At 63.3% G+C, this 26,382-nt stretch carries 22 protein-coding genes; 7 read left to right on the plus strand and 15 right to left on the minus strand.

The window, feature by feature from the left end:
• Positions 1-10: 10 nt before the first annotated feature.
• The 5 genes from glyS to ABH945_RS13020 form a co-directional block, all read right to left on the minus strand.
• Complete coding sequence (gene glyS, locus ABH945_RS13000) at positions 11-2,110, minus strand: glycine--tRNA ligase subunit beta (RefSeq protein WP_429250757.1); 2,100 nt, start codon at positions 2,108-2,110, stop codon at positions 11-13.
• Positions 2,111-2,125: 15 nt separating this feature from the next.
• Positions 2,126-3,133: a glycine--tRNA ligase subunit alpha gene (glyQ, locus tag ABH945_RS13005; RefSeq protein WP_429250758.1), complete on the minus strand. Its 1,008-nt coding sequence runs from the start codon at positions 3,131-3,133 to the stop codon at positions 2,126-2,128.
• Positions 3,134-3,331: 198 nt separating this feature from the next.
• A complete protein-coding gene (locus tag ABH945_RS13010; protein ID WP_429250759.1) occupies positions 3,332-4,942 on the minus strand; it encodes an FMN-binding glutamate synthase family protein in 1,611 nt (536 codons plus the stop codon).
• 281 nt (positions 4,943-5,223) lie between these two features.
• A complete protein-coding gene (gene mnmA, locus ABH945_RS13015) occupies positions 5,224-6,366 on the minus strand; it encodes a tRNA 2-thiouridine(34) synthase MnmA (RefSeq protein ID WP_429250760.1) in 1,143 nt (380 codons plus the stop codon).
• Positions 6,367-6,425: 59 nt separating this feature from the next.
• The gene (locus tag ABH945_RS13020) at positions 6,426-6,905 is read right to left on the minus strand and encodes an NUDIX hydrolase (protein WP_074763053.1); all 480 of its coding nucleotides are present in this window, start codon (positions 6,903-6,905) and stop codon (positions 6,426-6,428) included.
• Between the two features lie 210 nt (positions 6,906-7,115).
• On the opposite strand from ABH945_RS13020, the gene ABH945_RS13025 reads away from it, so the two are divergent.
• From ABH945_RS13025 to ABH945_RS13035, 3 genes are all read left to right on the plus strand, one after another.
• Positions 7,116-8,258 (plus strand): Re/Si-specific NAD(P)(+) transhydrogenase subunit alpha, encoded by a 1,143-nt coding sequence (locus ABH945_RS13025; protein WP_429250761.1) that lies wholly within the window; start codon positions 7,116-7,118, stop codon positions 8,256-8,258.
• 101 nt (positions 8,259-8,359) lie between these two features.
• Entirely contained in the window at positions 8,360-8,692 is a 333-nt protein-coding gene (locus tag ABH945_RS13030; RefSeq protein ID WP_074763055.1) for an NAD(P) transhydrogenase subunit alpha, read from the plus strand.
• Positions 8,692-10,146 carry an NAD(P)(+) transhydrogenase (Re/Si-specific) subunit beta gene (locus ABH945_RS13035; protein WP_429250762.1) on the plus strand — a complete coding sequence of 485 codons (1,455 nt, stop codon included), beginning with the start codon at positions 8,692-8,694 and terminating at the stop codon, positions 10,144-10,146. Before ABH945_RS13030 ends, ABH945_RS13035 begins: the two co-directional genes overlap by 1 nt.
• Positions 10,147-10,299: 153 nt before the next feature.
• On the opposite strand, the gene ABH945_RS13040 is transcribed toward ABH945_RS13035, so the two are convergent.
• The 8 genes from ABH945_RS13040 to ABH945_RS13075 form a co-directional block, all read right to left on the minus strand.
• Complete coding sequence (locus ABH945_RS13040; protein ID WP_429250763.1) at positions 10,300-11,040, minus strand: helix-turn-helix transcriptional regulator; 741 nt, start codon at positions 11,038-11,040, stop codon at positions 10,300-10,302.
• A 201-nt stretch (positions 11,041-11,241) separates the two neighbouring features.
• Positions 11,242-11,625, minus strand: a complete 384-nt coding sequence (locus ABH945_RS13045) for a VOC family protein (RefSeq protein WP_429250764.1) — start codon at positions 11,623-11,625, stop codon at positions 11,242-11,244.
• Between the two features lie 200 nt (positions 11,626-11,825).
• Complete coding sequence (locus ABH945_RS13050) at positions 11,826-13,118, minus strand: THUMP domain-containing class I SAM-dependent RNA methyltransferase (protein WP_429250765.1); 1,293 nt, start codon at positions 13,116-13,118, stop codon at positions 11,826-11,828.
• A gap of 220 nt (positions 13,119-13,338) precedes the next feature.
• Entirely contained in the window at positions 13,339-15,492 is a 2,154-nt protein-coding gene (locus tag ABH945_RS13055) for a site-specific recombinase (protein ID WP_429250766.1), read from the minus strand.
• A 1-nt stretch (position 15,493) separates the two neighbouring features.
• Complete coding sequence (locus ABH945_RS13060) at positions 15,494-16,240, minus strand: PqiC family protein (RefSeq protein ID WP_429250767.1); 747 nt, start codon at positions 16,238-16,240, stop codon at positions 15,494-15,496.
• A complete protein-coding gene (locus ABH945_RS13065; RefSeq protein WP_074763062.1) occupies positions 16,237-17,898 on the minus strand; it encodes an intermembrane transport protein PqiB in 1,662 nt (553 codons plus the stop codon). The genes ABH945_RS13060 and ABH945_RS13065 overlap by 4 nt, the downstream gene beginning before the upstream one ends.
• A complete protein-coding gene (locus tag ABH945_RS13070; RefSeq protein ID WP_074763063.1) occupies positions 17,891-18,541 on the minus strand; it encodes a paraquat-inducible protein A in 651 nt (216 codons plus the stop codon). The genes ABH945_RS13065 and ABH945_RS13070 overlap by 8 nt, the downstream gene beginning before the upstream one ends.
• Positions 18,542-18,548: 7 nt before the next feature.
• Complete coding sequence (locus ABH945_RS13075) at positions 18,549-19,355, minus strand: paraquat-inducible protein A (protein WP_429250768.1); 807 nt, start codon at positions 19,353-19,355, stop codon at positions 18,549-18,551.
• Positions 19,356-19,779: 424 nt separating this feature from the next.
• Between ABH945_RS13075 and ABH945_RS13080 the strand changes: the two genes are divergently transcribed.
• The 4 genes from ABH945_RS13080 (at position 19,780) to ABH945_RS13095 (ending at position 23,146) form a co-directional block, all read left to right on the plus strand.
• On the plus strand, positions 19,780-20,340 hold the full coding sequence (locus ABH945_RS13080) for a cytochrome b (protein WP_074763065.1): 561 nt from the start codon (positions 19,780-19,782) through the stop codon (positions 20,338-20,340).
• Positions 20,341-20,350: 10 nt separating this feature from the next.
• Entirely contained in the window at positions 20,351-20,911 is a 561-nt protein-coding gene (locus tag ABH945_RS13085; RefSeq protein ID WP_429250769.1) for a YceI family protein, read from the plus strand.
• Positions 20,912-20,992: 81 nt separating this feature from the next.
• Positions 20,993-21,559: a YceI family protein gene (locus ABH945_RS13090; RefSeq protein ID WP_429251091.1), complete on the plus strand. Its 567-nt coding sequence runs from the start codon at positions 20,993-20,995 to the stop codon at positions 21,557-21,559.
• 309 nt (positions 21,560-21,868) lie between these two features.
• Entirely contained in the window at positions 21,869-23,146 is a 1,278-nt protein-coding gene (locus tag ABH945_RS13095) for an MFS transporter (RefSeq protein ID WP_429250770.1), read from the plus strand.
• 105 nt (positions 23,147-23,251) lie between these two features.
• Here the strand turns inward: ABH945_RS13095 and secF are convergent, their stop codons facing one another.
• Positions 23,252-24,202, minus strand: coding sequence for a protein translocase subunit SecF (gene secF / locus ABH945_RS13100; protein ID WP_074763067.1), 951 nt, complete (start codon positions 24,200-24,202; stop codon positions 23,252-23,254).
• A gap of 18 nt (positions 24,203-24,220) precedes the next feature.
• Complete coding sequence (gene secD / locus ABH945_RS13105) at positions 24,221-26,308, minus strand: protein translocase subunit SecD (RefSeq protein WP_074763068.1); 2,088 nt, start codon at positions 26,306-26,308, stop codon at positions 24,221-24,223.
• Positions 26,309-26,382: the final 74 nt, after the last annotated feature.

Genomic DNA, 26,382 nt, shown 5'->3' on the forward strand with positions numbered 1-26,382 from the left:
GGCGCGGGGCTCAGGCAGCGAGTCGGGAAATGTCGGCGACGCAGTTCATCTGCTGATGCAGTGCGACGAGCAACGCCAGACGGTTAGCGCGCAACGCCGGATCTTCGGCGTTGACCATCACGTCGTTGAAGAACGTGTCGACCGGTTCACGCAACGCGGCGAGCGCGGTGAGCGCGCCCGTGTAGTCGCGTGCGGCGAGTTGCGTCTGCACGCGCGGCGCGACCTGTTCGAGCTGCGCATGCAATGCCTTTTCCGCCGATTCGATCAGCAGCGTGACCTGCACGCCACCGGTCGCGCCGCCTTCCGACTTCTTCAGGATGTTCGAGATGCGCTTGTTGGCCGCCGCGAGCGATGCCGCTTCGGCCAGCGTCGCGAACTCGCGCACAGCGTCGAGACGCGCGACGATGTCGTCGAGACGGGTCGGGTTCAGTGCCAGCACCGCGTCGATTTCACCGGCCGCGTAGCCACGCTCGCGCAGCAGACCGCGCAGGCGGTCCATGCTGAATTCGTAGATGGCTTGCGTCGAATCGGCGACATTCGGCACTGCGGCGAATTGCGCGTAAGCGGCGCGCAGCAGTTCGACGAAGTCGACCGGCAGTTGCTTCTCGACAAGGATACGCAACACGCCGAGCGCATGACGGCGCAGCGCGAACGGGTCTTTCTCGCCGGTGGGTTGCAGGCCGATGCCCCAGATGCCGACCAGCGTTTCGAGCTTGTCGGCCAGCGCGACGACCGTGCCGGTCGCGGTGGCGGGCAATGCGTCGCCCGAGAAACGCGGCTGATAGTGTTCCGAACACGCGAGCGCGACTTCTTCCGGCTCGCCATCGTGGCGCGCGTAGTACGTGCCCATCGTGCCTTGCAGCTCGGGGAATTCGCCGACCATGTCGGTGATCAGGTCGGCCTTGGCGAGACGCGCGGCACGCGTGGCGAGCGCCACGTCTGCACCGGTCATCTGCGCGATGGCGCCCGCCAGCGCTTCGACGCGCTCGACGCGTTGCAGCGCCGACCCCAGCTTGTTGTGATACACGACGTTCGCGAGCAGCGGCACGCGCTCGGCGAGCGGCTTCTTCTTGTCCTGCTCGAAGAAGAACTTCGCGTCGGCCAGACGCGGGCGCACCACACGTTCATTGCCTTCGACGATATCGCCCGGCGTCGACGTTTCGATGTTCGACACGATCAGGAAGCGCGAGCGCAGCTTGCCGCTTGCATCGGTCAGCGCGAAATATTTCTGGTTCGTCTGCATCGTGAGGATCAGGCATTCCTGCGGCACTTGCAGGAACTCGTCCTCGAAATTGCACGAGTAGACCACCGGCCATTCGACCAGCGACGTCACTTCGTCGAGCAGCGATTCGGGCATCACCACCTGGTCGCCATTGGCTTGCGCGAGCAGATGCGTGCGGATGGTTTCCTTGCGGTCGACGAAATTCGCGACCACGCGGCCTTTGTGCATCAGCGTTTCAGCGTACGCGTCCGCGTGCTGGATCGCCACGAGGCCGTCAGACAGGAAGCGATGGCCGAGCGTGGTGTCGTCCGCGTCGATGCCCAGTGCGCTGACCGGCACGACCTCGTCGCCGTGCAATGCGGTCAGACGCTGCACCGGACGCACGAACTGCACATTCGTGCCGTCCGGACGCTGATAGGTCATGACCTTCGGAATCGGCAGCTTGGTGAGCGTTTCGTTGAGCGCTTCCTGCAGGCCGTCGGCGAGCGTCGCGCCCGGTGCGGCATAGCGCAGGAAGAACGCTTCGGCTTTACCGTCCTGCGCGCGCTCCAGATCGTTCACCGAGAAATCGGGGAAGCCGAGCGCCGCGAGTTTCTTCGCGAGCGGTGCGGTGGGTTGACCGTCCTTGTCGAGTGCGACGGAAACCGGCAGCACTTTTTCGCGCACGTGTTTTTCCGGCGCAACTGCGCGGACGTTTTTAATCGTGACCGCGAGACGGCGCGGCGTTGCATAACGTTCGAACGACACGTCGCCGTCGATCAGGTCGCGCGCCGCGAGGCGCTGCGCAATGCCTTCGGCGAATGCATCGCCGAGACGCGCGAGCGCTTTCGGCGGCAGTTCTTCGGTGAGCAGCTCGACGAGCAGGGTAGCTTGATGGGGTTGAGTCATGAGGTGATGTTCTCGTCAGTCCTGGTCGATCTTGCGTTCGACTTTCAGCGGCGGCGCCCAGGCGGGCATCGCGGCATCTTGCGCGTCGGTGGTGAGGCCGGGCACACCGTGCACCGGATTGCCGAGCATCGGGAAACCGAGCTTTTCACGCGACTCGTAGTAAGCCTGCGCGACCAGGCGAGACAGCGCGCGAATCCGGCCGATATAGGCCGCGCGTTCCGTGACCGAAATCGCGCCGCGTGCGTCGAGCAGGTTGAACGTATGACCGGCCTTCAGCACCAGTTCGTAGGCGGGCAGCGCGATCTGTGCTTCGATCATGCGCTTCGCTTCGGCTTCGTAGCTGTTGAAGAACGTGAACAGCAGGTCGACGTTCGCGTGCTCGAAGTTGTACGTGGACTGTTCGACTTCGTTCTGGTGATACACGTCGCCGTAAGTCAGACGACGGATTTCCGGGCCGTTCGGGCCTTGCTCTTCCCACTCGGTCCACACCAGGTCGTAGACGTTTTCGACCTTCTGCAGATACATGGCGAGGCGTTCGAGACCGTAGGTGATTTCGCCGAGCACCGGCTTGCAGTCGAGACCGCCGACTTGCTGGAAGTACGTGAATTGCGTCACTTCCATGCCGTTCAGCCACACTTCCCAGCCGAGGCCCCACGCGCCGAGCGTCGGGTTTTCCCAGTCGTCTTCGACGAAACGCACGTCGTTCTGCTTCAGGTCGAAGCCGAGTGCTTCGAGCGAGCCGAGGTACAGGTCGAGGATATTTTCCGGCGCCGGCTTGAGCACCACCTGGTACTGGTAGTAATGCTGCAGACGGTTCGGGTTCTCGCCGTAACGGCCGTCTTTAGGACGACGCGACGGCTGCACATAAGCGGCGCGCCACGGCTCGGGGCCGATGGCGCGCAGGAACGTATGAACGTGGGACGTGCCAGCGCCGACTTCCATGTCGATCGGCTGGAGCAACGCGCAACCCTGCTTGTCCCAATAGGACTGCAGTGTCAGGATGATTTGCTGAAACGTGAGCATGAAGTGCCTTTCGGGCAGTGGGCCGACCCGTAAGCGCCGAAGCGCTCGGGATGGCCGTGGAGCGAAGTGCTAAACCGTAGATTTTAACGGAAAGGGAAGGGGGTGTCCGTTTTGCGGGGTCGGACGCGAACGTGTGCGGTTTTTGAACGACAAGGGGCCGCATGGTGCGGCCCCCGGCTCATCGGTCGCGGCGTGCGGTCAGGTCGCCGCCAACTCCACCTTCGGCGAAAACGAATCGCTTTGCGCGACCGGCCAGTACTTCTCGAACAGCGAGTAACGATATTTATTGTTCAGCAGATCGTTCGGTTCCAGATACTTCAGCAGTTCCGACATCAACCGCACTTCATGCGACGACACGCGCCGCACGATGTGATGCGCGCGCAATTCCGCCGGATGCTTCAATCCGGCAGCCTGAATGATTTCCTTCAGGGCGTGCAGCGTGTTGTGGTGGAAGTTGAACACGCGGTCGGCCTTGTCCGGCACGACCAGCGCGCGCTGACGCACCGGGTCCTGAGTCGCGACGCCGGTTGGGCAGCGTCCGGTGTGGCAGGTTTGCGCCTGGATGCAGCCCACCGCGAACATGAAGCCGCGCGCCGCGTTGACCCAGTCGGCGCCGATCGCGAGCGTCTTTGTGATATCGAACGCGGTGATCATCTTGCCGCTCGCGCCGATCCGGATGCGCTGACGCAGGCCGATCCCGACTAGCGTGTTGTGAACCAGCAGCAGCCCTTCCTGCAACGGTACGCCGACGTGATCGGTGAATTCCAGCGGCGCGGCGCCGGTGCCGCCTTCCGCGCCATCCACGACGATGAAGTCCGGCAGGATGCCGGTTTCCAGCATCGCCTTCGCAATGCCGAAGAACTCCCACGGATGTCCGATACACAGCTTGAAGCCGGTCGGCTTGCCGCCCGACAGCGTGCGCAGGCGATCGACGAATTCGAGCAGCCCGCGCGGCGTCGAAAACTCGGAGTGCGTGGCGGGCGAGATGCAGTCGCGGCCCATCGGCACGCCGCGCGTTTCGGCGATTTCCGGCGTGATCTTCGCGGCGGGCAGCACGCCGCCGTGACCGGGCTTCGCACCCTGCGACAGCTTCACTTCGATCATCTTCACTTGCGGCTCGGCGGCCTGCTTCGCGAATTTTTCCGCGCTGAAGGTGCCGTCATCGTTGCGGCAGCCGAAGTAGCCCGACGCGATTTCCCAGATGATGTCGCCGCCATGTTCGCGGTGATATTTCGACATCGAGCCTTCGCCGGTGTCGTGCGCGAAGTTGCCTTTCTTCGCGCCGAGATTCAGCGCCATGATCGCGTTCGCCGACAGCGAGCCGAAGCTCATCGCCGACACGTTGAAGATCGACATCGAATACGGTTGCGCGCGATCCGGTCCGACGACGACACGGAAGTCGTGGTTATCGAGCGTGGTCGGTGCGAGCGAGTGGCTGATCCATTCGTGCGCGACGGCTTTGACATCGAGTTCGGTGCCGTACGGGCGGCTGTCCACGTCATTCTTTGCACGCTGATAAACGATGCTGCGCTGAACGCGCGAGAAAGGTTTTTCGTCGGTATCGTTTTCAACGAAATACTGGCGGATTTCCGGTCGAATGAATTCGAACATGAAACGGAAATGGCCCCACAGCGGATAGTTGCGCAGAATCGCGTGACGTTGCTGGGTGAGATCGAACACGCCGAGCGCGACGAGCGCGAGCGGCACGATCACGCACAGCCACGAAAGATGATGATTGACGGCGAGCACCGCGCAGACGGCCAGCAGCGCAACTGCGCACCACAGGGCCAGATAACGTCGAGAAAACATGGGGACTCCAGTGCAGTGAAGATCGTCACGGCGGGATCGTCGACGCTGTCGGCACAGACGGAATCCACCGCGCGGGAAAACTGGCGACTGCTTGTTATGGTGAAGCTGCCCTCGACCAGGAGCGCCGGGGCGTGGGTGCGGCGCGAAGAAAATACGCCAGGTTGAAAACGAAACGCTTGAACGCAAAAAAGGAAACTGCGGCGGCGAACGTGACCAGACCTCACGATTCGCTGCCGCTGCCGCTGCCGCTGCCGCTGCCGCTGCCGCTGCCGCTGCGGCGCTTAACGGCCGCCCAGCAGCGCCGCTTTTTGCGGCTGACGCGCGACCGGCTGCCCCGTCACCGCATGTTCGATGATGCCGCCGCCCAGGCACACGTCGCCATCGTAGAGCACGGCCGATTGCCCTGGTGTGACAGCCCACTGCGCGGTGTCGAAAGTCAGTTCGAAGAGGCCTTCGCTGGCCGCCGTGTTGAACGTGCACGGCGCATCCGCCTGCCGATAACGCGTTTTCGCGCCGCACGCGAAGCCGTCCGCCGGCGGTTCGCCCGCGACCCAGCTCGTGTTGCCCGCGCTCAGCGTATGGCTCAGCAGCCACGAGTGATCGTGCCCTTGCGCGACGTACAGCGTGTTCGACGGAATGTCTTTGCCGGCCACGAACCACGGTTCGCCGCTGCCTTCCTTGCTGCCGCCGAGGCCGATGCCCTTGCGCTGACCGAACGTGTAGAACGCGAGACCGATGTGTTCGCCGACGACCTTGCCGTCGGTGGTTTTCATCGGGCCGGGTTGGGTCGGCAGATAGCGGTTCAGGAAGTCGCGGAACGGCCGTTCGCCGATAAAGCAGATGCCGGTCGAGTCTTTCTTTTTCGCATTCGGCAAAGCGATCTGTTCGGCGATTTCGCGCACCTTGGTCTTCGGAATCTCGCCGAGCGGGAACAGCGTCTTCGACAACTGGGCCTGATTCAGCCGATGCAGGAAGTACGACTGATCCTTCGTATGATCGAACGCTTTCAGCAGTTCGAAACGGCCGTTGTTCTCACGCACGCGCGCATAGTGGCCGGTCGCGATGGTTTCCGCGCCGAGCGACATTGCGTGATCGAGGAAGGCCTTGAACTTGATTTCGGCGTTGCACAGCACGTCCGGATTCGGCGTGCGGCCGGCCGAGTATTCGCGCAGGAATTCGGCGAACACGCGGTCCTTGTATTCGGATGCGAAATTGACCGCTTCGACGTCGATACCGATCAGATCCGCCACCGACACCACGTCGATCCAGTCCTGCCGCGTCGAGCAGTATTCGCTGTCGTCGTCGTCTTCCCAGTTTTTCATGAACAGGCCGACCACGTCGTAGCCCTGTTCTTTCAGCAGCCACGCGGTAACCGACGAATCGACGCCGCCCGACATGCCTACTACGACTTTCTGCTTGCTCATAAGGTGCTCACTGGGTGCTGCATCACTGCATGGATCGTGGGGATGGCCGCTCGTGACGGCTACCTTTTTTGCCCGACCGAATGCGTATGCACGAAGTCGAGCGGGAAACGCCGGCCTGCGAGGTAATCGTCGATGCACTGCATGACGAGCGGTGTGCGATGCCGTTCGGGACACGCGCGCAGTTCGTCGGCGCTCATCCACAACGTACGGACGATATCGGGGTCGAGTGCGCGCGCCGCGTCGGGTTCGCCGCTCGCGCCGCAATAGGTGAAGCGCAAATACGTGACGCCCTCACTGCCGGGACGCTCGAAATGGGTCATGTACATGCCGACCAGCGCCTCGGGCGCGAACGGATGGGCCGTTTCTTCGAGCGTTTCGCGGATCACCGCGTCCAGCAGCGATTCGCCCGCCTCCAGATGGCCGGCGGGCTGGTTCAGGCGCAAGCCGTCGACGGTATGTTCCTCGACGACGAGGAAGCGCCCGTCACGCTCGACAATCGCCGCCACGGTGACGTGCGGCAGCCAGGTTTCCGGTTTCATGGGTGCGCATTTTACCGTTTATAGGCCGGGGCTGCCGGGAAGCGGGTTGGGCGCCGCGATGCCCCTCGCATCCGCCGAAGCCCCCGTATTGTCCCCGGTTTTGGCGAACAGACGGTTTCGGTTAAAGTGGGGCGTTAGCCGTTGCACTTGCAAGCCGGCGTGCCTCGTCGGCGGAACTGTCGTCAAACAGGAAGTCGAGGAGGAACAACGATGCACATCGGAGTGCCAGCCGAGACGCGCGCGCACGAAACCCGTGTCGCCGCGACGCCTGAAACGGTCAAGAAATACGTGGGCCAGGGTCATCGGGTCACGATCCAGAGCGGCGCCGGTACCGGTGCAAGCTTTCCTGACGATGCCTTTACAGCCGCCGGCGCGGAAATCGTCGACGCGGCAAGTGCTTTCGGCGCCGATCTCGTCCTCAAAGTCCAGTCCCCGACCGATTCCGAACTGCCGCTGCTAAAACGCGGCGCTGTCCTGGTCGGCATGCTTGACCCGTTCAATACCGAAAATTCCGCAAAACTCGCCGCAGCGGGCGTCACTGCGTTCGCGCTGGAAGCCGCGCCGCGCACCACGCGCGCACAAAGCCTCGACGTGCTGTCGTCGCAGGCAAATATCGCCGGGTACAAGGCGGTGTTGCTGGCGGCGACGCTGTATCCCCGCTTCATGCCGATGCTGATGACCGCCGCCGGCACCGTCAAAGCCGCGCGCGTGCTGATTCTCGGCGCGGGCGTCGCCGGCTTGCAGGCGATCGCGACGGCCAAGCGCCTGGGCGCGGTGATCGAGGCGTCGGACGTGCGTCCGGCCGTGAAAGAGCAGATCGAATCGCTCGGCGCGAAGTTTCTCGACGTGCCTTACGAAACCGATGAAGAGCGCGAAGCCGCGCAGGGCGTCGGCGGCTACGCTCGGCCGATGCCGCCGTCGTGGCTCACGCGGCAGTCGGCGCTGGTCCACGAGCGGGCCAAACAGGCCGACGTGGTGATCTCCACTGCATTGATCCCCGGGCGCGCCGCACCCACGCTGATTTCCGTCGACACCGTGCAGGCGATGAAACCCGGCTCTGTGCTGGTCGATCTCGCCGCCGGACGCGGTGCGGAATACGAAGGCCGGCGCGGCGGCAATTGTCCGCTCACCGAAGCGGACCAGGTGGTGATCAGACATGGCGTGCAGATCGTCGGCTATACGAATCTGGCGTCGATGGTGCCTGCCGACGCGTCGTCTTTATATGCGCGCAACCTGCTCGACTTCCTCAAGCTGATCATCACGAAGGAAGGCACGTTGAACATCGATCTCGCGGACGACATCGTCGCGGCCACGCTGCTGGCCCGCGACGGCGAAGTCACGCGCAAGGGCTGAGCAACAGTGATGCATGGGACCGGCGCAGGTGCGTTGCAAAGTCGAACGCGAACCCGCTAACTCCGGTCGACCGCTATAAATTGCATGGGAGGAGAGTGGCAATGGAAGTCATCAACCACACCGTCATCAACCTGATCATCTTCGTGCTGGCCATTTACGTCGGCTACCACGTTGTCTGGAACGTCACGCCCGCGCTGCACACGCCGCTGATGGCCGTGACCAATGCGATTTCGGCGATCGTGATCGTCGGCGCGATGCTCGCTGCGGGTCTCACGCTCGGCACGCCCGGCAAGTTCTTCGGCACGCTCGCGGTCGCGCTCGCGGCGGTCAACGTGTTCGGCGGTTTTCTCGTCACGCGGCGAATGCTGGAGATGTTCCGCAAAAAAGAACCGAAAAAGCTCATCGCCGATAAGACCGCCAAGGAGAACGCGTAATGAGCCTGAACGTCGTCACGCTGCTTTATCTGGTCGCGTCGGTCTGCTTCATTCAGGCGCTTAAGGGGCTCTCTAATCCGAAGACGGCGCGCGTCGGCAATACCTTCGGCATGGTCGGGATGGCGATTGCGATTCTCACGACCATCGCGCTGATCATCAAGGAAGCCAACGCGCTCGGTTCGAACTTGGGGCTTGGGCTCGGCCTGCTGCTGGTCGCATTGCTGGTCGGCGGCGCGGTCGGCTCGTTCGTCGCCGCGCGCGTCGAGATGACCAAGATGCCGGAACTGGTCGCGGCCATGCACTCGCTGATCGGTCTCGCAGCCGTGTGCATTGCCTATGCGGTGGTCTCGGAACCGGCCGCATTCGGCCTCGTCGATCCCGAGTATCCGGTGCCGGGCTTCCTGCCGTTCGGTAACCGCATCGAACTGTTCATCGGCACCTTCGTCGGCGCGATTACGTTTTCGGGCTCGGTGATCGCATTCGGCAAGCTGTCGGGTAAATACAAGTTCCGGCTGTTTCAAGGCGCGCCGGTCGTGTACAGCGGGCAGCATCTGATCAACCTGATGCTCGCCATCGCGATGCTCGGCTTCGGCGTGATCTTCTTTCTCACGCAATCGTGGCTGCCGTTCATCATCATGACGATCATCGCGTTCGTGCTCGGCGTGCTGATCATCATCCCGATCGGCGGCGCGGATATGCCGGTCGTCGTGTCGATGCTGAATTCGTATTCGGGCTGGGCGGCGGCGGGCATCGGCTTCTCGCTGAACAATCCGATGCTGATCATTGCGGGCTCGCTGGTCGGCTCGTCGGGCGCGATCCTGTCGTACATCATGTGCCGCGCGATGAACCGCTCGTTCTTCAACGTGATTCTCGGCGGCTTCGGCAACGAAGCGGGCGCGGCGGCGGCAGGTGGATCGACGGAACAGCGTCCGGTCAAATCCGGTTCCGCCGACGACGCGTCGTTCATGCTCGGCAACGCCGAAACCGTGGTGATCGTGCCGGGCTACGGGCTCGCCGTGGCACGTGCACAACATGCGCTGAAGGAGTTGACCGACAAGCTGGTCGAGAAGGGCATCGAGGTGAAGTACGCGATTCACCCGGTCGCCGGACGCATGCCCGGCCACATGAACGTGCTGCTCGCCGAAGCCGAGGTGCCGTACGACATGGTGTTCGAGATGGACGACATCAACGGCGAGTTCGGCCAGGTGGACGTGGTGCTGGTGCTCGGCGCGAACGACGTGGTGAATCCGGCGGCGAAGAACGATCCGAAGTCGCCGATCGCGGGCATGCCGATTATCGAGGCCTATAAGGCGCGCACGGTCATCGTGAACAAGCGCTCGATGGCGGCGGGTTATGCCGGGCTCGACAACGATCTGTTCTATATGGACAAGACGATGATGGTGTTCGGCGACGCGAAGAAGGTGATCGAAGATATGGTGAAGGCGGTGGAGTGAGCGGGAGGAAATCGCGGGCTGCGTGACTGCGGCTCGCGATTTTTTGCGATGCGGAGCGGGGCGCGAGGGCGAGCCCTGAGATCGCGGCGCGCAGGGCTCCTGCGATGTATCTCCGCTAGCTTAGACCTGACTCCTGAACCGAAAAACCGCCGCTCACCGCGGCTTCGCATTCACATGCCGCAACAGATCAGCGAGCCGTCTGCCTTCCTGATCCGGGTACTGCTCCACCACCCGCAAATCGCGCATCTTCTCCAGCGAAAAGTTGCGGAAATCGCCGCGCAATTCGCACCATGAGCCGAGCGTCCAGCGCGCGCCCCAGTAGGCGAGCGCGAGCGGCCAGACCCGCCGCTCGGTCGCCGCGTGATTCGCGTCGACGTACGCGAAACTCACCACGTGGCGTGCGTCGATCGCGCGATGCAGCGTATCCAGTTGCGCGGAAAACGCTTCCTTGATGTGAAACGACGGCGCGAAGATCGCCAGCTTGTCGATGGTCGCGCGCTTGTCGGCGGGCATTGCCGATGCGATCTTCGCAAGCGCCCCGCGCGCGCCGCTCGCGAAATCCGCGCCGCCCCACGATTCGAGCATGCGTGCGCCTGCGGCCAGCGCGGCGAGTTCATCGACGGTGAAGGTGAGCGGCGGCAGGCTCGCCGCGCGGCTCAGCCGGTAGCCGATGCCGGCCTCGCCCTCGATCGGCACGCCCGACAGTTGCAGATCGCGGACATCGCGATAAACCGTGCGCAGCGAGATGTTCAGCCAGTCCGCGAGTTGCTGCGCGGTGGTCAGGCGGCGTCCGCGCAGCAGTTCGGCAATCTGGAACAGGCGGTCGGCGCGGCGCGTCATCGTGGGCGTCTTGTAGAAAAGGACGGGAACGGTTCCGCGATGATAGCGCCGCATGGTGCGCTCCGGTCAAGGGTCGCTGGGGCGGGGGCTTTGTCATGCCGGCCTCATCGGGCGCTGTGTCACGTCGCTCCACGGCTCGGTGCGTTACAGGTACTGCACTGTACTGCACTGTACTGCACTGCACTGCACGCCCGCAGCCACGCACAGGCGAAGGCTCATGCAAGCACCGCCCGCCGCCGCAAACCGCCACGCATTTCACCCGTTAGTCAGCGAATGCAGCCCGACGCGATTGCCTTCCGTATCGGTAAAAAACGCGATGTAGCCGATATCCTGCGGCAGTTGGATCACCGGCCCGTCGGTCTTGCCTCCAGCTTTTTCGATGCGGGCGAGGACGGCGTCGACATTCGGCTGCGCAGTCAGATAAACGCAGACGCCGCCGCTGGCGGGCTTCATCGACGGATTGTGGACGATTGCGCCGCCGGTGGCCGGGTCGTCGTAGCTGAACACGGCAATCGGCTGATCGCCGAATTGCTGGCGATTGAGTTTGACGTCGAGCGCGGTTTCGTAGAAGCGGACGGCGCGATCGAAGTCGACGGAAGGAATTTCGAACCAGGCAATGACTTTCGATGATGCGGACATGACACTCTCCCTGCAAGGTGGACGGCGGGTAAGCCGCGAAAATCGCCGGATGGCGTGAAGAGAAGTGTGCAGGGGGGCTACTGACAGCGTGGTGTCAGCAGGGTGAGTGGGCATCAGACGAAAAAAAACCGCAGAGCCCCAAGGCCCTACGGTTTTCATTGCATCGACAAAACCAGCACGTGCGCAAGAAGCACTTGGCTTTACTCCGCCGGCGTATCGTTCTGCGGCCGCTGACGCACGCTGCCCGCGATCAGATCGAAGCGGAACAACCGGCATTCCAGCGCGCCGTTGAACAGCGGTGTTTTCGTCGATTCGCGCAAACGCAACTGCCCCGGCAACTTACGATCCGACGTCAGAATGAACGCGTGCCAACCGGTGAAGCGCTGCTTCAACGCGTCGCCGAGCAACTTGAAAAACTCGCTGTCCGGCGCTTCTTCCTGAATGCGGTGGAAGCTGTCGTCGTCGCGATTCTCACGATTGCCGCGACCTTCGCGAATCTCGCCGCGCGCATTGCGCCCGCGCACTTCGATCCGCTCGCCATACGGCGGATTCGCCACGAGAATGCCCGCGTCCGAACCCGGCGGCGTTATGCCGCGCGCGTCGACCTGCTTCAGCGGAATGTTCGGCAAGCCGGCGCGCTGGAAGTTGGCGCGCGCCTTGTCGAGCATGTCGCCGGAAATATCGCTGCCGAAAATCTGCAGATCGGCACGCGAAGTGCGCGCTGCGTGTCTGGCGTCCAGCGCGGCGCCCTTCAGCGCCTGCCAGGTTTTCGTTTCGAATTGCTTGAAGCGCTCGAAGCCGAACATCCGGTCCGCGCCGGGCGCAATGTTCAGCGCGACCTGCGCGGCTTCCGCGAGGAACGTGCCGCTGCCGCACATCGGGTCATACAGCGGCGTGCCGGCGGTCCAGCCGGTCAGACGCAGGATGCCTGCCGCGAGGTTCTCGCGCAGCGGCGCCGCGCCCTTGTCGAGACGCCAGCCGCGCTTGAACAGCGGATCGCCCGAGGTGTCGAGATAGAGCGTGCAATCGGTCGCGGTCAGGAAGGCGAACACGCGGACATCGGGGTTGCCGGTGTCGATGCTCGGTCGCGCGCCGCTGACTTCGCGCAGACGGTCGCAGATCGCATCTTTCACACGCAGCGTCGTGAATTCGAGGCTGCGCAGTGGCGACTTGATCGCGGTGACGTCCACCCGCAGCGTTTCGTTCGCCGAGAACCACTGTTCCCAGCGCTGTTCGACGGCGAGCGCGTAAATATCCTGTTCGCTGCGATACGGCCGATGCGCGATTTTCAGCAGCACGCGGCTCGCGAGACGCGAATGCAGGTTGGCGGCCATGCCGGCGGCCCAGCCTCCGCGGAAATGCACGCCGCCCGGCACCTGCGCGCCGGCGATGAATTGTGCGCCGTTCAGATGTTTGGCGGCAATTTCGGCGAGTTCGGTCGCGAGCGAGGCTTCAAGGCCGCGAGGGCAAGGGAGGAAGAAATCGAAGGACATTGAGGTTGCCGGAAGGCGTTAGATAAGGCGCTATTGTACGCGGTCGAGGTGGCGCGCCATGGGGGATTGCGTGGAGGGCCGCGCAAGCAGTGCGGCGCGGCGCATGCCGATCGGGGCCGGCGACGCCGTGGGCGCGTTCCACGCTTGAGCTTCATGGCTGCGCACGAGCACAATGCAGCGGCCCCGTTCATTCGTTAGAGCCGCCGCGCCCGGGTTTGCTTTACCGCGCTTCGCGCTCCGCTTTCGCCGGCCACACCAGTTCCAGCGGATGCCGGAACACCCGCTGCCAGATCGCACCGCGCAGCGAGCGCACCGCATTGCGCCGCAGATCACGCGATTTCACCGCCATGTAGAACGCAAGCGCGAAACTCACGGCGACGTTGAGAATCGCCATGCTGCCGACACCCGCCACCGCCCACCACAACTCCGGCAGCTTCAGCGCCCCCTTGCCGAGCACGCCGAGCGCGACGCCGATCGAACCGGCGCTGAGCGTCACGTGACGCACTTCGAACGAGAAGGCGAAGGCGGTCAGGATCGCGGGCACGAGTCCGAGCATCAGGCCGAGCGTGATATTGCCGACGACCCCTGCCACGTTCGCCCGGCAAAAGTGTGCGATCCGGTCGGCTCCCGCTGCGCCGAGCGTGATCCGCAGACGGCGGTTGTAGGCGAGCGCATCGGCGACGCGATGCAGCACGAACCAGTTGTCCGCCCAGCCCGCGAGCAGACTCGACGACCACAGCAGTACGCCGGTCAACGCGGCGTAGAACGGCGTCGGTCCCCATAGCGAGAACGAGTGCAGTGTGGCGTGCGCTTTTTCCGGCGAAATGATGTCGGCATGAAACAGCGCATGCCACAGCAACTGCACGCCGAGACACACGGGAAACACCAGCAGAACGTTACCGAGCACGGCGGCGGCTTGCGTGCGCATCAGCGCGGTCACCGAACTCACGAAACTGTCGACACCCGCAGGTGTGCCCACGCCGTCGAGTTCGCGAGCGAGGGTGGGTGCGGTCATCGCCGGCTGCTTGGTGGCGAGCGAGAAGTGCAGGAAGTGCATCAGCAGGAAGCTGGCCGCGTAGTTGATGCCGGCCAGCAGTCCTTCGAACATCGCGTGGAAATGCGCGCCGGTAATCGCGAACTTCACGCAGACCGTGACGACGGTGACGAGTCCGCCGCCGGCCGCCATCCGCAGCATCTTCAGATACTCGGCGCGGTCGCGGGCGATGTAGTGCTCGCCGGTATCCGCGCTGTATTCGACGACCTTGCGCGCGAGCAGCGAAAAGTTGCTGCGCATCAGGTGCGCGACGCTCTGGCTCGCATGATTCGCGTTGACGAGTTCGGCGGTCAGACGTGCGCTCGCGTGCGGATCGTCGTGCGCCATCCAAGCATTCAGTAGATGCTCGGCGCGCACGATCCGCATGCGCATCCGTTCGACCTGGAACACGATGTCGACGCTCACGCCGTTGCGGTACAGGTGCGCGAAGACTTTGTCGGTGGCGCCACGGCATTCGTCGAGCAGCAGGCGCAGGTAGTTCACTTCGCGCAGCAGTTGATCCTGCGGACCGCCGGCCGCGAACGCGTGATGCGCGGCTTCGACGGCGAGCATCGCGCGCGTGAGGCGGTAGAACGGCTGCTTTTCCATCGCCACGCGGACGTCGCTGGCGTCGCTCACGTCGTGCGAGTCGTGCACGTTGTCGCCGTTGTCGTGACCGGCGCGCGTGCCGCCCAGGCGGCTGCGCACCGTTTGCGACAACCCCGTCGAACTGATCTGGCAGGTCAGGTTGTGCAGCGCGGCCAGCAGGTCGAGCGAAAACGGCGTGGCGTCGCGCTGCTCGTCGCCGTCGGCGGCGTAGTCGAACAGCGCGTGAATGCGTATCAGCAGATCGGTGGGCAGCGCGGCGATCCATTCGGCGTCGCGCTCCGAGCTGAACATCAGCGTGACGATCGCGGTGAGGTCGCGGCGGTTCGGCGCGGGCGGGATCAGCGAGGCTTCGAGGCGCTCGAACAACGCGCCGAAGAAGCCCGAATGCACCGGCATGCCGGCGTCGCAGAGCAGCGAGAGGCCATCGCTTTCACGCAGCAGCCTGCGCAGAATGCCGGCGACGTTCGCTTTCCACGCGGGATTGCGGTCCAGCACATGGAGCAGGTAACGGATGCGCGTATGCGGCGGGGTCGATTGAGATGGCGTGTTTTCAGCGGCGGCGGGTTGCACCGCGCGGCCCCGGCGAATCCAGTGCGCCAGTTCGATCAGCCATTCGCTGCGTTCGGGGTAGGGCGCGGTGCGGTCGGCGATCGCCAGCAAGGCATCGAGCTGGTGACCGCCGTCGCGTGAAGCACGCCATTTCTTGATGAATCGTTTGATCGAATCGAACACTTCAAGCGCCAGTGCCCGTGCTGCCGGTTGCCGACGGACACGCCGGCACGATCACGTTGGCTTTGGCCGAAGACGACGAAGAAGAACCGCTCTGCGAATTTACCGCCGCCATCGCCTTCACCGCCGACGCAACCTGCACGGAAATCTGCTGCAACGCCTGCCGATGACCATCGACCAGCGCGTCATACCCGCCGCTGACCGGCTGATTGACCACACTGCGGCACGTCATCACTGCGTTGCTGCTGACCGAACGCACGCTCCACACCGCGTCGATCAACGCGTGCGAGCCGGGCCACGACTCGAAGCGCTGCACGTTCATGCTGACGCGATACACCGGCGTCGCATTCGGATGAGCCGTGCCGTACACGTCGATGGTGCCGAGCTGCTGCGTCAGATCGGTCGACAACGCACGCCGGATTTCGTCGCCGGGCAGCGACGCCCAGCGCTCCTCTTCGAGCACCCGGACTTGGGTCGGGCCGGTTTGCACGACCAGCTGATTCTTCGCGACTTGCGGCGGCACGTCGATCGGCGCGACTTCGATCATCCATGCCGGAGCGGCCGAGGTTCTGGCCGTGGCGAGCGGAGCCGGGGCTGCGGCGGACGCCGACGCGCCGTCCGCGCCCAGCGTGTAAAAGCGGCTCGCCGGCGACGAACACGCGGCCATGGCGACCAGCGCGGCCAACGCGCCGGCATACACAGCGCCGCGGACGAGCCCGCGCGGCGGGCGGGGGGGCCGGGCAAACATCATGGTTTATCTCCTGATTTACCGCGCAACAGCGATTCGGGATGACGCTCGAGGTAATCCGACAGCGCGTTCAGCGACTGCAACGTGCGCGTCAATTCCTGCAACGCCTGATGAACATCCGACTGCAACGGCGAGTCCTGCTGCAACGTCGCCTGTGCCGAGCCGAAGGTCTGCTTGGCCGCCGCGAGCGTGTCGCGGGCTTCCGGCACGACTTCCTTGTCGAGGCGCTTGAACAGGCCGTCGGCGTTCTTCAGCGCGCTGTTCAGGTTGTCGCCGATCTGGTCGAACGGAACCTTGTCGAGCTTCTTCGCGATGTCGGCGACCTGAACCTGCAACTCGTCGAGCGTGTTCGGAATAGTCGGCAACTCGAGCGGATCGCTGGCGACATCAACCGTAGCCGGCGGCGCCTTCGGGAAGATATCCAGCGCGACGTACAACTGGCTCGTCAACAGATTGCCGGTGCGCAACTGCCCGCGCAGACCATGCTTGACGAGCGCCTGCAACAGGCTCTGGCCCGCCAGGCTGCCCGGCTGCGGCGCGGTCTCGCGGAAGCGCTTGCCGAGGCGGTCGGGGTAGATGTTCATCGTCACCGGCATCGTGAAGCTGCGCGTCTTCGGGTCGTAGTCGATGCCGATGTTGGTCACCTGGCCGAGCACGATGCCGCGGAAATCGACCGTTGCGCCGATCGACAGCCCGCGCAGCGACTGGTTGAAGTTCATCACCACGCGCAGCGGCACGCCGTCCGGCTCGCGCATCGCGTCCGATTCGTCCGAGCCGAGGCGGAACGTCATGTTGTTCGGCGCCTGCGCGCCGACGCCCTGACCCGGCGGCGACTGGAACGACAGACCGCCGACGATCACCGTCGCGAGCGATTGCGTGTTCAGCTTGAAGCCGCTCGAATCGAGCCGCAGATCGACGCCGCTCGCGTGCCACCAACGTGAGTTGGTGCCGACGTACTGGTCGAACGGCGCGGACACGAACACTTGCATGGTCACGCCGGTGCCGTCCTTATCCAGTGAGAAGCCGACCACCTGGCCGACCTGCACGCGCCGATAGAAGATCGGCGAGCCGATGTCGATCGAGCCGAGCGAGTCGCCGTGCAGGATGAACTGATGGCCCTTCTGGTCGCCGGTAATGGGCGGCGGCGTTTCGAGGCCGACGAAGTTTTTCTCGGAATCGGTCGAACGGCCCGCGTCGGTGCCGATGTAAGCGCCGGAAAGCAACGTGGTCAAACCCGACACGCCGCTCGCGCCGACCCGTGGCCGCACCACCCAGAAGCGCGAATCCTTGACCGCAAAGTGTTCGCCTTCCTTGGTCAGTTGCACTTCGACGAGAACGTGCGACAGGTCTTTCGACAGCGTGATGGTCTTCACCGAGCCGACCGTCACGTCCTTGTACTTGACCTGGGTCTTGCCGGGTTCGAGACCTTCGGCGCTGATGAAACTGATCGTGATGGTCGGGCCTTTTTCCGTGACCGATTTGATCACGAGCGCGATGCCGATCAGCGCGGCGATCAGCGGAATCACCCAGACGAGCGACGGCAGCCAGCGGCTGCGCGGCTCGATCTCGGGGTCCGGCAATTGCGGCGGCAGCTTCGGTCCGTTCGAATCGCTGCGCGGCGCATCGCTGGAAGCGGGCGTCGGTCCTTGCGGGCTAGTCATGGTGAAGATCCTGAGGTTTTTGAGTACTGCCTTCCACGTGGTCCCAGATAAGGCGTGGATCGAATTGCATGGATGCCAGCATGGTCAGAATCACCACCGAACCGAAGGCGATCGCCCCCGGCCCGGCGGTAATCACGGCAAGCGATTTGAAGCGCACCAGCGCGACGGTCAGCGTGACGACGAACACGTCGAGCATCGACCAGCGGCCGATCCGCTCGACCATCCGGTACAGCGTGGTGCGCTGGTCGGGCCGCCAGCGCGAGCGGCGCTGCGCGGTGACGGTGAGCAGCACGAGCACGGAGAGCTTGAGCATCGGCACCATGATGCTGGCGACAAACACGATGATCGCGAGCGGCCAGTCGCCCGAGGTCCAGAAATACACGACGCCGCTCATGATGGTGTCGTCTTCGGAACCGAGCAGCGACGCCGTGTGCATGACCGGCAACAGATTTGCCGGAATATACAGCAGCGCGGCGGCGATCAGCAGCGCCCATGTGCGCATCAGGCTGTCGGGGTTGCGCGAGTGAAGCTGCGCGCCGCAGCGGGTGCAGTGCTGCGGCGTGATGGAGCGGATGCGCGGTTCGACGCGTCCGCACGCGTGGCAGGAAACGAGGCCCGCGCGCCGGGCAGTGACGTATTTCATCGCGATGTCATCCCTGATGGGGTGCGGGCGGCACGCCGCCCGGAGCAGCGGGTTTCGCGTTCGGCTGAGCGGCGGTTTGCGTCGTCGGCGGCAGATCGTGCGGCAGATGATCGTGCGGCAGATCATTCGGTGCAGGCGGCCCGGCGACCGAGCTGACGGCGACCGCCGCGCTATCCGCCGAAGTGCGCGGCAATGGCCGCTGACTGCGATCGCCGAGTTCGTCGGCGAGATCCCACAGCACGCGCGGATCGAACGTGACGACCACCGCGAACATCAGCGTCAGCACCCCGAACGCGAACAGCGCCGCTTCCGGGATCACGCGCGCGAGGCTGATCATCTTCACGATGGTGATCAGCACGCCGAGCATGAACACTTCGATCATTCCCCACGGCCGCACGAACTGGATCGCGCGCAGCACCCGGTTGAACGCGGGCGGCACATAACCCGCGCGCAGCGGGATCAGCACGTAAAGCAGTGCAAGCAGTTCGGTGAGCGGGAAGAGGATGGTCGAGCAGAACACCATCACGGCGACGATCTGCATGTCCTCGTCCCACAGCGCGATCAGCGCGCCGAACAAGGTGGTTTGCGAGGTGATGCCGTTGGTTTCGAGTTCGACGATCGGGAAGCCCTGGGCGATCAGAAAGGTGATCAGCGCGGCCAGCGTCATCGCGCAGATGGCGTCGAGCTTGCGCGCCACGCCGCGATAGAGCGTCGCTCCGCAGCGCGGACAGCGCGCGGACACGCGCCCCACAAGCCGTGGCTTGCGGAACAGCGTATCGCACTCATGGCACGCGATCAGGTTGTCATGTTCCATACGGCAGAAGGGCAAACGACGTGAGGAGAAGCGTGCAAGGCCGGTTTTTATACGGGTCGGACGAAAGTGTGGAGCAATAGTACCAAACGCGGCTTCCAGGCCGCACCGGGCCTCGCTCCGCGCGCGGACGAACGGATCTTATACCGTGCGCAAGCACCGGACGACATGGCTCTGACAACCTCCGTCCCTAATTGTTCAGCCGCCGCCTGCTCCCTTTGCAAAATTCGGACCAGCCCGTCTCCATCAGAGTGCAGCCAGCTTTTTGCGCTTGCGGTAGCATGGCGCCCTTGACGTGTACCGCAGCGCGCCGCAGCAGACCTATGCCCCCTTCCGAGCCGCCGATGCCTCGTGCATCGACGTTGGAAACCAGGGAATAGCAGGGCAAGTTGCGTCGTTAACCTCTCTTAGCTTGCGTTGATCAGTCATGGCACTCAATCCTTCATTTGGCGGCAGGGAGTCGTACACGCGCACGGCCATTGCATTTCACTGGCTGATCGCGCTGCTGATCGTCTGCGGCTTCGCGCTCGGCTGGGTGATGACCGACATCCCCGGCTTCACGCCCACCAAGCTGCGCTACTTTTCCTGGCATAAATGGATCGGCGTGACCGTCTTCGCGCTCGCGATCCTGCGCATTCTGTGGCGCGCGACTCACACCGCCCCGCCGATGCCGCGCCGCATGCCCATGTGGCAGCGCGGCGCCGCGCATCTCGTGCATCTGCTGTTGTATGTGCTGATGGTCGCGATTCCCGCGTCGGGTTACCTGTATAGCTCGGCGGCCAATGTGCCGGTGGTCTACCTCGGGCTGATTCCGCTGCCGCGCCTGATCGCGCCGGACCCGCATCTCAAGGAATTGCTGAAAACCGTTCATATCACGCTGAATTACACGTTGCTCGTGCTGGTCGCGCTGCATGTGCTGGCGGCGCTCAAGCATCAATGGCTGGATCGCGACGGCCTGCTGTCGCGCATGCTCCCTTTCCTCAAGTAAAAGGATCCCCATGAAGGTCTCGTTTTATCGCTATATGCTCGCCGCGTTCGCCGCGGCCTCGCTGACCGCAGCCGGCAGCGCGCTGGCTCAGGTCGATGTCGCGAAGAGTTCCGTGACGGCGACCTCGAAGCAGATGAACGTGCCAGTGGAAGGCAAGTTCAAGAAATTCACCGCGCAGATCAAGTTCGATCCGGCGAAGCCCGCCGACGGCAGCGCGCAGTTGACCATCGACGTGGGCAGCTACGATCTCGGCGACGAAAGCTACAACGACCAGGTGCGCGGCAAGGACTGGTTCGACGCGAAGACTTTCCCGAGCGCGACGTTCGTGTCGAGCGCGATTGCGGCGGCGGGCGGCAACCAGTTCAAGGTGACGGGCAAGCTGACCATCAAGGGCAAATCGCAGACGGTGACCGTGCCGGTCACGGTGACGCAGCAGGGCGGCACGCAAACCTTCGACGGTTCATTGCCGATCAGGCGTTTGCAATTCGATATCGGTACGGGCGAGTGGAAAGACACGTCGGTGGTCGCCGACGATGTGGTGATCAAGTTTCATATCGTTTCAAGCAAGTGACGTTCGTGAAGTCGTGACACTCGCCGCGCGGTTCGGCGAGGCTTTTTTACAGATACCCAGGAGCATGAATTGAAGACATCCCTGTTGATCGCGGTTGGCGCGCTGGCTTCTTCGTTGTCGCTCGGCGCGTTTGCCGCCGACACTTACCAGCTCGACCCGACCCACACGTATCCGAGTTTCGAGGCGGATCACTTCGGCGGCCTGTCGGTGTGGCGCGGCAAGTTCACGAAAAGCTCCGGCACGGTGACGCTCGACCGCGCAGCCAAAACCGGCACCGTGGATGTGACCGTCGATCCCGCTTCGGTCGACACAGGCAATGCCAAACTCGATGAGCATCTGAAGACGGATGCGTTCTTCGACGTCGCCAAATATCCGTCGGTGACTTACAAGGGCACCGATATCAAGTTCGATGGCGACAAGCCGGTCGAAGTGATCGGTAATCTGACGATTCGCGGCGTGACGAAGCCGGTGAATCTGAAGATCGAATCGTTCAAGTGCATGCAGCATCCGATGCTCAAGCGTGAAGTGTGCGGCGTGGAAGCAAGCGCGCAATTCAATCGCGCCGATTTCGGCATGGATTTCGGCGTGAAATACGGTTTCAGCATGGAAACGAAGCTGCATATCCAGACTGAAGGAATCAAGCAGTAAGCGCTTCTTTTCTGCTTCTGCATGACGGCTTTTAATACCGTTATCGAATAGCGCAGCGCATTGCGCCGCAACACAAAACCGCTTCATCCGCATTCGCGATGAAGCGGTTTTTTATTGCCTGTGCGGCCTGATACGCAAATTAAAGCCGTATGCGGCAGTGCTTTCAATTTGCCACTCGCATTGGATTAATTTTCAAGTTAAATAGAGCGCTGAAGCCGAGCCGGTTATGCGCGTATCCGGTTCGGACAAAGTCGGGTTATCAGAGGAAAGGCCCGCATCAAAAATATGGCGCGCAAACTGGAGATCTCGATGAACGCAACGACAGCAACAAGCATCGCGGGGAGCCGACAGAATTCATGGCGGGCAGTAGTCGCCGCGTCGATCGGCAATGCGCTGGAATGGTTCGACCTGGTGGTGTACGGCTTCTTCGCAGTGATCATCTCGAAGCTGTTTTTTCCGGCCGGCAACGACACGGTCTCGCTGCTGCTGACGCTCGGCACCTTCGGCGTGTCGTTCTTCATGCGGCCGCTCGGGGCGATCGTGATTGGCGCGTACGCCGATCGCGCCGGACGCAAAGCTGCGCTCACACTGTCGATCCTGCTGATGATGAGCGGCACGCTGATCATCGCCATCTTGCCGACCTATAAGAGCATTGGCCTTGCGGCGCCGGTGATCCTCGTGATTGCGCGTTTGATGCAGGGCTTCTCGGCGGGCGGCGAATTCGGCAGCGCGACCGCCTTTCTCGCGGAACACGTGCCGGGGCGGCGCGGCTTCTTCGCGAGCTGGCAGGTGGCGAGCCAGGGGCTGACCACGTTGCTGGCGGCGGGCTTCGGCGTGTTGCTCACCGGCCAGTTGTCGCCGGAACAGATGACCACCTGGGGCTGGCGCGTGCCGTTCTTTTTTGGTCTGCTGATCGGGCCGGTCGCCTGGTACATTCGCACGAAGCTCGACGAAACGCCCGAGTTTCTCGCGGCGGAAACGACTGACACGCCGCTGCGCGATACCTTTGCGAGCCAGAAGCTGCGGCTCCTGATTGCGATCGGCGTGGTGGTGCTGGGGACCGTATCGACCTATCTCGTGCTGTTCATGCCGACTTATGGCGTGAAGCAACTGGGGCTGGCGCCGTCGGTAGCGTTCTCGGCGATTGCGCTGACGGGCGTGATCCAGATGGTGTTCTCGCCGGTGGTCGGGCATCTATCGGACCGGCGCGGGCGGACGACGATCATGCTCGGCTCGGCAGTGCTTCTGCTCGTGCTGATCAATCCGGCCTTCGTGTATCTGGTCGCGCATCCGACCTTTGGCACGCTGATCGCGTTGCAGATCGTATTCGGTTTTCTGATGACCGGTTACTTCGCCGCGTTGCCGGGCCTGCTGTCGGAGATGTTCCCGGTGCAGACGCGCACGACCGGCATGTCGCTCGCCTATAACATCGCGGTGACGATTTTCGGCGGCTTCGGGCCGTTTATCATCGCGTGGCTGATCAGTGTGACGGGATCGAAGGCCGCGCCGAGTTACTACATGATTTTTGCGGCGCTGGTGAGTCTGGTGGCGTTGATCGCCGCCCGTCGCAAGCTGGGTTTCCGTTGACTGTTATCTTGAGAGTCTTGAAAGCGCGGCTGTAAAACGCGGCTGTAAACGCAGAAGGCCGGTTCTTTCGAACCGGCCTTCTGCTTTGCACCGTCTATCTAAAAATCAGACTTGCGCGCCCGCATTCGGGTCGTTCGGATCAGCCCGGTCTTTCTTGTCCTTCAGCAGATCTTCGCGCTTCACGCCGAGCCACATGGCCAGCGCCGCAGCGACGAACACCGACGAATAGATACCGAACAGAATACCGACCGTCAGCGCGAGAGCGAAGTAGTGCAGCGTCGGACCGCCGAACAGGAACATCGACAGCACCATCATTTGCGTACAACCGTGCGTGATGATGGTTCGCGACATCGTGCTGGTGATCGCGTGGTTGATGACTTCGGCCACGGTCATCTTGCGTTCGCGACGGAAGGTCTCACGAATCCGGTCGAAAATAACGACCGATTCGTTCACCGAGTAGCCGAGCACGGCAAGCACCGCAGCCAGCACCGACAACGAGAATTCCCACTGGAAGAATGCGAAGAAACCGAGAATGATCACCACGTCGTGCAGGTTGGCGATCACGCCGGCTACTGCGTACTTCCATTCGAAGCGGAACGACAGGTAAATCACGATACCGATCACCACGCAGGCGAGCGCCATCAGGCCGTCGGTGGCCAGTTCCTTGCCGACCTGCGGGCCGACGAACTCGACGCGCTGCAACTGCACCTCAGGCGTGTCGGCCTTCAGCGCGCCCATCACCTGGTCGCTCTGTTGCGCGGACGTGAAGCCCTGCTTGAGCGGCAGACGGATCAGCACGTCGCGCGAGGTGCCGAAGTTCTGCACCTGAGCATCGGCGTAACCGAGTTTGGCCAGCGTGTTGCGCACCGGATCGAGCGGCGCTGTGCCCGGATATTGCACCTCGACAACCGTACCGCCGGTGAATTCCACCGACAGATGCAGCCCGCGATGCGCGAGGAAAAACACAGCAGCAAGGAACGTCAGCAGCGAAATCACGTTGAAAATCAACGCACGCTGCATGAACGGAATGTCTTTGCGAAAACGGAAAAATTCCATGGTCTTGTTCTCCGGGACTCAGCGGGATGAACCCGGTTTCTGCGGCGTGCTCGACGAACCTTGCGTCGAACCCGACGTCTGGTCCGACGTGCCCGGCGCATTGCGGCGACGCACGGTCGGCTTGCCGCCGCGCGCCTGCTCGATGGCTTGCTGCGCCTTCGACTTGCCCTTGGTCACCGCGGCGACTGCCTGTGCGGTGTCGGTGGCGGCATCGTCGTTACCGAGGTAAGCGTTCGAGCCTGCGGGTGCAGTTTCCGGACGCCATACCTGACCGATCGCCAGCGACTTCAGCTTTTTCTTGCCGCCGTACCAGAGGTTGACGAGGCCACGCGAGAAGAACACCGCCGAGAACATCGACGTCAGAATGCCGATACAGTGAACCATCGCGAAGCCGCGCACCGGGCCGGAGCCGAACGCGAGCAGCGCGAGGCCGGCGATCAGCGTCGTCACGTTCGAGTCGAGAATCGTTGCCCATGCATGCGCGTAGCCGTTCTGGATAGCCAGTTGCGGCGGCGCGCCGTGGCGCAGTTCTTCACGCACCCGTTCGTTGATCAGCACGTTCGCGTCGATCGCCATACCGAGCGCGAGCGCGATAGCGGCGATACCCGGCAGTGTGAGCGTGGCCTGCAGCATCGACAGCACCGCGACCAGCAGCAAGAGGTTCACCGACAGACCGATCACCGAGATCACGCCGAACAGCATGTAGTACGCGATCATGAAGACGGCGATCGCTACGAAGCCCCACACGACCGAATGGAAGCCCTTGTTGATGTTGTCCGCGCCGAGGCTCGGGCCGATCGTGCGTTCTTCGATGATTTCCATCGGTGCCGCGAGCGAACCGGCGCGCAGCAGCAGCGCGAGGTCGGCGGCGGCTTGCGGGTTAGGCTGGCCGGTAATCTGGAAGCGGTCGCCCAGTTCCGACTGGATGGTCGCCACCGTCAGCACTTCGCCCTTGCCCTTTTCGAACAGCACCATAGCCATCGGCTTGCCGATGTTGTCGCGCGACACGCTCGCCACCGCACGGCCACCGGCCGAGTCGAGGCGAATGTTGACCGACGGACGCTGATGTTCGTCGAAGCCCGCCGACGCGTCGATAATCCGGTCGCCGGTGAAGATCACCTGCTTGCGCAGCATGACGGGCGCCTGATTGCCTTGCGTGAACAGTTCGTCGCCCGGCGGAACCGGGTCGTTCGGGTTCGGATGCAGATTGTTCGGATCGGCGAGGCGCGCTTCGAGCGTGGCCGTACGGCCGATGATGTCCTTCGCCTTCGCCGTGTCCTGCACGCCCGGCAGTTCGACCACGATGCGGTCGGCGCCTTGCTGCTGGATCACCGGCTCGGCGACGCCGAGTTCGTTCACGCGGTTATGCAGCGTGGTGATGTTCTGCTTGAGCGCGGCGTCCTGCACGGCGCGCTGCACGGCCGGCGTGAACGTGCCGACCAGTTGCAGACCACCGTCCTGACCCGGCTGCGTCGCCCACTGGAGTTCGCTGATGCCGCGGCCGAGCAGCTTGAGCGCCGCGTCCGCCGTGGCCTGATCCGCCACGTTGACCACCACCGACTGGTTCACGCGATTCACGCCGCCGTCGCGGACATTGTTGTCACGCAGCAGCGTGCGCACGTCCGATGCGTCCGAATCGAGCTTCTTGTTCAGCGCGCCTGCCATGTCGACCTGCAACAGGAAGTGGACGCCGCCGCGCAGGTCGAGACCGAGGTACATCGGCAGAGCGTGCAGCGCGGTCAGCCAGTTCGGCGACGCGCTTTGCAGGTTCAGTGCGACGACATATTGCGGATCGGTCGGGTCGGCGTTCAGCGATTTTTGCAGCAGGTCCTTCACGCGCAATTGCGTGTCGGTGTCCGGCAGACGCACGCGGATGTTCGCGTTGGTCGACGAGTTGTCGAACGTGACGCCGTCCGGCTTGATCTGATTGGCGGCGAGCGCGGCTTCGACCGAAGCCAGCGTGGTCGAGTCGAGCCTGACCGTTGCCTTGCCGCTCGACACCTGCACCGCCGGCGCTTCGCCGAACAGGTTGGGCAGCGTGTACACGAGACCGATGACCAGAGCCACCAGCATCACGGCGTATTTCCAGAGGGGGTAACGATTCATGAGTGGTCCAACGGGAAGGTTGGCTTGGAAGCGATGCGTCCGGCGATGAGCGCGGGCGATTCAGCAGATTTGCG

This window comes from Paraburkholderia sp. GAS333, assembly GCF_050435665.1.
In the GTDB taxonomy this organism is placed as follows: Bacteria; Pseudomonadota; Gammaproteobacteria; order Burkholderiales; family Burkholderiaceae; genus Paraburkholderia; species Paraburkholderia fungorum_A.